The sequence below is a fragment of the Cupriavidus metallidurans CH34 genome, assembly GCF_000196015.1.
GTDB lineage: Bacteria > Pseudomonadota > Gammaproteobacteria > Burkholderiales > Burkholderiaceae > Cupriavidus > Cupriavidus metallidurans.
The window spans coordinates 2,574,085-2,580,084 of sequence record NC_007974.2 but is presented as its reverse complement, the minus strand read 5'-3'; the positions used below and the strand labels follow the sequence as shown (position 1 = coordinate 2,580,084).

The 6,000-nt window shown below is 61.8% G+C and carries 5 protein-coding genes; 3 read left to right on the top strand and 2 right to left on the bottom strand.

What is annotated here, in order from left to right:
- Positions 1-554: 554 nt before the first annotated feature.
- Entirely contained in the window at positions 555-758 is a 204-nt protein-coding gene (locus tag RMET_RS29645; RefSeq protein WP_008646365.1) for a cold-shock protein, read from the bottom strand.
- Positions 759-1,083: 325 nt separating this feature from the next.
- On the opposite strand from RMET_RS29645, the gene RMET_RS29640 reads away from it, so the two are divergent.
- The 3 genes from RMET_RS29640 (at position 1,084) to RMET_RS29630 (ending at position 5,020) form a co-directional block, all read left to right on the top strand.
- Positions 1,084-2,445, top strand: a complete 1,362-nt coding sequence (locus RMET_RS29640; protein WP_011520211.1) for an NCS2 family permease — start codon at positions 1,084-1,086, stop codon at positions 2,443-2,445.
- 614 nt (positions 2,446-3,059) lie between these two features.
- A complete protein-coding gene (locus RMET_RS29635) occupies positions 3,060-3,521 on the top strand; it encodes a hypothetical protein (RefSeq protein ID WP_029308704.1) in 462 nt (153 codons plus the stop codon).
- Between the two features lie 125 nt (positions 3,522-3,646).
- The gene (locus tag RMET_RS29630) at positions 3,647-5,020 is read left to right on the top strand and encodes a sigma-54-dependent transcriptional regulator (RefSeq protein WP_029309706.1); all 1,374 of its coding nucleotides are present in this window, start codon (positions 3,647-3,649) and stop codon (positions 5,018-5,020) included.
- A 164-nt stretch (positions 5,021-5,184) separates the two neighbouring features.
- Here RMET_RS29630 and RMET_RS29625 read toward each other — a convergent pair whose 3' ends face one another.
- Positions 5,185-5,505 (bottom strand): hypothetical protein, encoded by a 321-nt coding sequence (locus RMET_RS29625; protein ID WP_011520208.1) that lies wholly within the window; start codon positions 5,503-5,505, stop codon positions 5,185-5,187.
- Between the last annotated feature and the right edge of the window lie 495 nt (positions 5,506-6,000).

Below are 6,000 nucleotides of genomic sequence, written 5' to 3'. Positions count from 1 at the left end.
CAAGGCTGGTGGGAAACGGCGAGGCCGTACCCGTTTCTGCGTACGAATGCCGGAAAACAGCGTACCCATTTCTGCGAGCACCCTTCGGAATGGGACATCGGCGCCGTGGTGGCGAGTGCGCTGTACCCGTTTCTGCGTGGATAACCCGATTGCCTCTTTGATAGGCAGGAAAGGTCGATCAGACTCCTTGACCGTGAGCGCTCAGGCTCGTTGGATCGGCGCGACATGAAGATGGACCTATTTACCCACCAGGCGTACCCATTTCTGCGGAGCAACTGGAGGTGTCCGTCGGATCCGCGCGAAAAGCGTACCTATTTCTGCGTGCCCATGCGGATGGGTTGGGACGAGGGGACCGTGCAGGCCAGCGTCGACGGAGGACGAGAGCGTACCCGATTCTGCGAGAGGGTCAGGAGTGGGTAGGGGCTGCCAGGGGGATGCCGGGCGCAGTGCTTGGCTTGGGGCGCTATGAAAGCGTTGGGCGTAAAAAAACCCGCCATAAAGGCGGGTTCTTCGCGATCGAGCGCACCGTCAAGGTGCACTCGGAATCACAACGCTTACAGCGGGGTGATGTTCGCTGCTTGCAGACCCTTCGGGCCGTTCTTGACTTCGAACGACACGCGTTGGTTTTCCTGCAGCGACTTGAAGCCGTCGGCACGGACTTCCGAGAAGTGAGCGAACAGATCGTCACCGCCAGCGTCCGGCTTGATGAAGCCAAAGCCCTTGGCGTCGTTGAACCACTTTACGATACCGGTTTGCATGGTATTGCTTTCCAAAAAAAATATAAAAGAAACCGATGGTGCACACACCACCGTACAGCGAACTCAAGGAAAGGACACCATGGACAACCGAAGTACCAAGACGGTGGCTAACGAATGAACTGTTGCCTCGTCGCTTGAATCTGGCGGAGATTTATACGGGGGATTGAGGCTCCCGTCAAGGCAGGGGATTACCCCAACCTAAGCTGGATCAACAAACCCAGCATATGGGATCATCTCGCCTTTTTGCATATTGTCGATGAAGTGCCCGTTGGCAGACAGCGCTGGCGGCGCAGTGAGCACTTCGTCAACAGTCAGGAGACCAGTGATGTCCACGTCGGACCAGAGGCCACGGCCAGGCAGCGAATCCACCCTCGCACAGCCATCGACCGGTGTGCTCGAGCGCCTCTTCAAGCTCGGTGAACACAAGACCGACGCCCGCACCGAAATTCTCGCGGGCGTGACCACATTTCTTACCATGGCGTACATCATTTTCGTCAACCCGAGCATCCTTGGCGATGCCGGTGTGCCGAAAGATGCAGTGTTCGTGGCCACCTGCCTGGCCGCCGCCATCGGCACGTTGATCATGGGGTTCTACGCGAACTATCCGATCGCGATGGCGCCTGGCATGGGGCTGAACGCCTACTTTGCCTATACGGTCGTCAAGGGCATGGGCTTGCCGTGGGAAGCCGCGCTTGGCGCGGTTTTCATTTCAGGCTGCCTCTTCTTGCTGGTGACGCTGTTCCGTGTGCGCGAGATGATCGTCAACGGGATTCCGCACGCGCTGCGCGTGGCGATCACTGCGGGCATCGGCCTGTTCCTCGCGATCGTCGCGCTTAAGAATGCAGGCATCATCACAGCCAGCCCGGCCACGCTTGTCACCATCGGCGACCTGCATCAGACGTCCGCGATCCTGGCGGTGATTGGCTTCTTCGCCATCGTCGCGCTGGATCATCTTAAGGTGAAAGGCGCCATCCTGATCGGCATTCTCGGCACCACGATCCTGAGTTTCGTTTTCGGTGGGAACACGTTCCACGGCGTATTTTCCGCGCCACCGTCCATCGCCCCCACGCTGTTCAAGCTTGATATTTCCGCTGCGCTGTCGATCGGCATCGTCAACGTCGTGCTGGTGTTCTTCCTGGTGGAGCTGTTCGATGCCACGGGCACGCTGATGGGCGTGGCCAATCGCGCCGGGCTGCTGAAGGCAGGTCGGATGGACCGTCTGAACAAGGCGTTGATGGCGGACAGCACCGCGATCATGGCCGGCTCGTTGCTCGGCACGTCGTCCACCACGGCCTATATCGAAAGCGCTTCGGGCGTGCAGGCCGGCGGCCGTACGGGCCTGACAGCGGTAACCGTGGCGGTATTGTTCCTGGCGTGCCTGTTCATTGCGCCGCTGGCTGGCACCGTTCCCGCCTACGCAACGGCGCCCGCGCTGCTCTATGTCTCCTGCCTGATGTTGCGCGAACTGGTCGATGTGGACTGGAGCGATGCGACCGAGGTCGTGCCCGCGGTGCTGACGGCGCTTGGAATGCCGTTCACCTACTCGGTGGCCAATGGCGTGGCGTTTGGTTTCATCGCCTATGCCGGCCTCAAGCTCCTGACCGGCCGCGCGCGCGAGGTGCCGGTGATGGCGTGGGTCATCGCGGCAGTCTTCCTGTTCAAGTTCTACTACCTGCCAGGGCACTGAGCACGGCGGCTTGGCCATTTGCTGTGAAAACAGGGCGGCCTTGGCCGTCCTTTTTCTTTCCGCGGGCGTTGCCATGCCATCGTCAAAATGAAAACGATGACATTCGGCGGATGGAAATGCTGCAGTGCGTACCTATTTCTGCGTATGAAACGCGGGATCGGGACACCCACCGTACCCGTTTCTGCGGGGAATGTGAGTGCTTATTTACCTTGCAGCCTCCGCATAAAGCCGCGTACACGCCTCATACAAAAGTATGAGAGTAGGAGGAAGGGGACTACGCCGGGCTGGACAAAAGAGGCCAAATGCACTGAACTATAGGCGTGGCAAAAATTTGAGGGCGCAAGAGCGCCCTTTCTTGACTCCGGGAATCGGAGGACGCCGGCGATAACCGGCAAGCGTTTCCGACAAAGCGCCAGATCCGGCAAGTTTCAGCCAATACAAGGATCGGCCGACAATGAGACCGTTCGCTTTCGCGCCAACGGCTTCGCCACCACGAAATAAAGAGCGCGCGAACCAGATACGCGTCATATAAAGACAGATCCAATCCAGAACAGAGATAGTGGTAACAAGCGAACGTGTAGTGCCGGGGGATGTTGTGCAACGGGGAACAGATCATGACCGCAGGAGAAATCCGGCGTCCCGCCATCGGGCCCATCAGCGAATCCGCCAAGCCGTCCGCCCACCGTGCGTGGACTGTCCTGGGTGAAGCGTCAGCAGGCATCGCGCTGTCAGACTGGCACGAGGATTACGCCATTGCCGAAGTCGCCGCCGTGCTTGCCGATGACCAGGAAGTATCGCCGCGCACCCGCGCCGCGGTAGAAGGACTACTGCACCGGCACCGCCTGCTGGCCGAAGAGCTTTCGCGACAGCGCAAGCTGCTCCAGGAATGGATTCTCAGCCAGCAGACCTACAAGACGCTGTACTTCCAGTACTCCGGCCAGTCACCCGACGCACCGAACATCGAACTGATGCTCGAAAAGGACATGGTGCGCCGACGAATCCGCGACCAGCTGAGCGCAGGACGCGACCAGGTCAGCGTCGCGGAAGAATCCCCACACAGTTTGTCCAGACCGTGATTCCCACGTTGCGCGCGGCACCGACCGCGCAGCCAGCGGACCCCGAACGGGCCATGCGGCTCGCCGCCACACCTGCGGGCTTGGGTTCCGCCACTAACAAGAAGTTCAACGTCCGGGAGAACGTCATGGACCGACTGTGCAAGGCGCCGACACGGACCGCACAGATCGTGCTCGTGTCGCGCTATGAAGATTTTGGATTTAACGCGAACCAGTTTGGCTCCGGATGGGAAATCCGCCGGGTGCAGCAGGTTCGCGACCTCGAGCGCCTGGTGCGTGCGAGTTCGCCCATGGCTGGCGTGCTCGACCTGCAGACGCCTTACACCGACGCCGAGCTGAGCCAGCTCGAACAGGCGCTACAGCACCTGCATGTGATGTGGGTCGCCATTACATCCACGGCAATGCTGGAGGACGAGCGCATCCGTCGTCTGATCCGGGACTATTGCGTCGACTACGTGCGCACGCCATTCTCGTTCGACGAGTTGCTTTACACGCTCAAGCACGCGCATGGCATGGCATGTCTGCACGGGGCTCGCTCGCCCGAACTGGTGGCGCGCGGGCCGATGATCGGAGAGTGCGCGCCCATGGGCAACATGTTCCGCTCGCTGGCGAAGGTCGCGCACAACGACGCGCCGGTGTTCATCTCCGGCGAATCGGGCACGGGCAAGGAACTCGCAGCCCAGGCCATCCACGAAGCGTCGAGCCGCCGCAAGGGGCCGTTCGTGGCGATCAACTGCGGCGCGATTCCATCGCACCTCGTGCAATCGGAACTGTTCGGCTACGAGAAAGGCGCGTTCACCGGCGCGAACCAGCGCAAGATCGGCTGGATCGAGCAGGCCCAGGGCGGCACGCTGTTCCTCGACGAGATTGGTGACCTGCCGCTGGAAAGCCAGGTTGCCCTGCTGCGATTCCTGCAGCAAGGCATGATCACGCGCCTAGGCGGGCACCAGTCGATTCCGCTCGACCTGCGCATCATCTCCGCCACGCACGTGGACCTGGTGGCGGCACAGAGCGACGGCCGGTTCCGCTCCGATCTGTTCCACCGGCTCTGCGTGCTGACCCTGACCATTCCGCCGCTGCGCGAGCGTGGCGAGGACATCCTGCTGCTCGCGAATACGGTGCTGGCCGAACACGGCCACGAGGCGCACCGGCGTATCCGTGGCTTCTCCACCTGCGCGACGCAGGCCATGATGCAGTACATGTGGCCCGGAAATGTGCGCGAACTGATCAACCGCGTGCGTCGCGCCATCGTGATGACCGACAACCGGAAAATCACGGCGGAGGATCTGCAACTGCACGGTGGGGTGGAGGTGCCACGCAAGACGCTGGATGCGATTCGCGAGGAGGCGGAACGCGAGGCGATCCGCTCCGTCATGGCCAGCCATGGTTTTCACGTGGTGCCGGCGGCGCGCGAGCTCAACGTGTCGCGCGTGACGCTATACCGGTTGATGCACAAGCACAACATCCGCATCGACACGCAGCCCGGCGCGTCGGCGGAGTAGCGACTTCGATGCAGAAAGTTCTGAAACAGCACGTGCAGTAAGTGCCAAGGGAGACTTGGCGACGTCCGCTCGCCAAGTCTCCTTTGTCCTGCCGCCCGGACAGCGGTGGCAGGCTAGCGCGGCTTGGCCCGCGCAATGCCGAACGATTCTTCCTCCCGGAGTGATCAGCTCATGCTGATCTTGCCGCGCCGTCCGCGCGGCGGCGTGGTGCCATCGTGGTTGTGATCGGGCAGCGCCTCGTGCGGATCGATCGCGCTATCGCGAGCCTGCCGCTCATCGGATTTTGCCGGCTGGTCCGGCTTGAAGCGCACGTCTCCCCATGCCCAGCCAAAGGTACGGACATAGGTGTCGTTGCTGACGGCCGCATGGCTGTTCAAGTTCACGTCGTCGGGCCGGTCGAAGTATGCGTAGTTGCCTGCCAGGGCCGGCGTCGCAATGCTCGAGAGCAAGGCCAGCGCGAGGGCGGCAAGGACTCTAGCGTGCATGGGTGGCTCCCTCCCTCACTAAAAAAGGTGCCCGCCGGGGGACGGAGCACGTAAACCGGTGTAGATCCGCGCGCGACAAAAAGCAACGACCAATCACCCGCCCGCGTGAGAAAGCGGCCCGTCAGTAACTGGGCGGCCCGCTGCGGGATCGGCTGGCGCAGGCAGCCACGCCACAGCCGGCGGCCGCGCAATAGGACATGGCGGGTCGTCTGGGCGCTCGCGGCGACGGGAGCAGGGGCGGCGACAGCAGATCCTGGACGCTTGGCGCGGGGCCCGCAAGTCGATAGGCGCGTCTGCGCGCCGTCATGCGCGCTGGTGGATGACGCATGGCTGTTTCCTCTCCCGGGGTCACTTTCGTATTGTTGTCACTGGCTCGTGTTCTTCTGGCACTGACTCTCCAGAGCGACAAGCGTGCCAATGTCATGCTTTCTCTTGTGCCGCAAGGCCTGCAGGCCGTTGACGTGCCAAGCGTTCCCGGCGGGATGACATGCTTCG

Coding starts and splice junctions, on each gene's coding strand:
- RMET_RS29645 (WP_008646365.1), bottom strand. CDS start 758: ATGCAAACCGGTATCGTAAAGTGGTTCAACGACGCCAAGGGCTTTGGC.
- RMET_RS29640 (WP_011520211.1), top strand. CDS start 1,084: ATGTCCACGTCGGACCAGAGGCCACGGCCAGGCAGCGAATCCACCCTC.
- RMET_RS29635 (WP_029308704.1), top strand. CDS start 3,060: ATGACCGCAGGAGAAATCCGGCGTCCCGCCATCGGGCCCATCAGCGAA.
- RMET_RS29630 (WP_029309706.1), top strand. CDS start 3,647: ATGGACCGACTGTGCAAGGCGCCGACACGGACCGCACAGATCGTGCTC.
- RMET_RS29625 (WP_011520208.1), bottom strand. CDS start 5,505: ATGCACGCTAGAGTCCTTGCCGCCCTCGCGCTGGCCTTGCTCTCGAGC.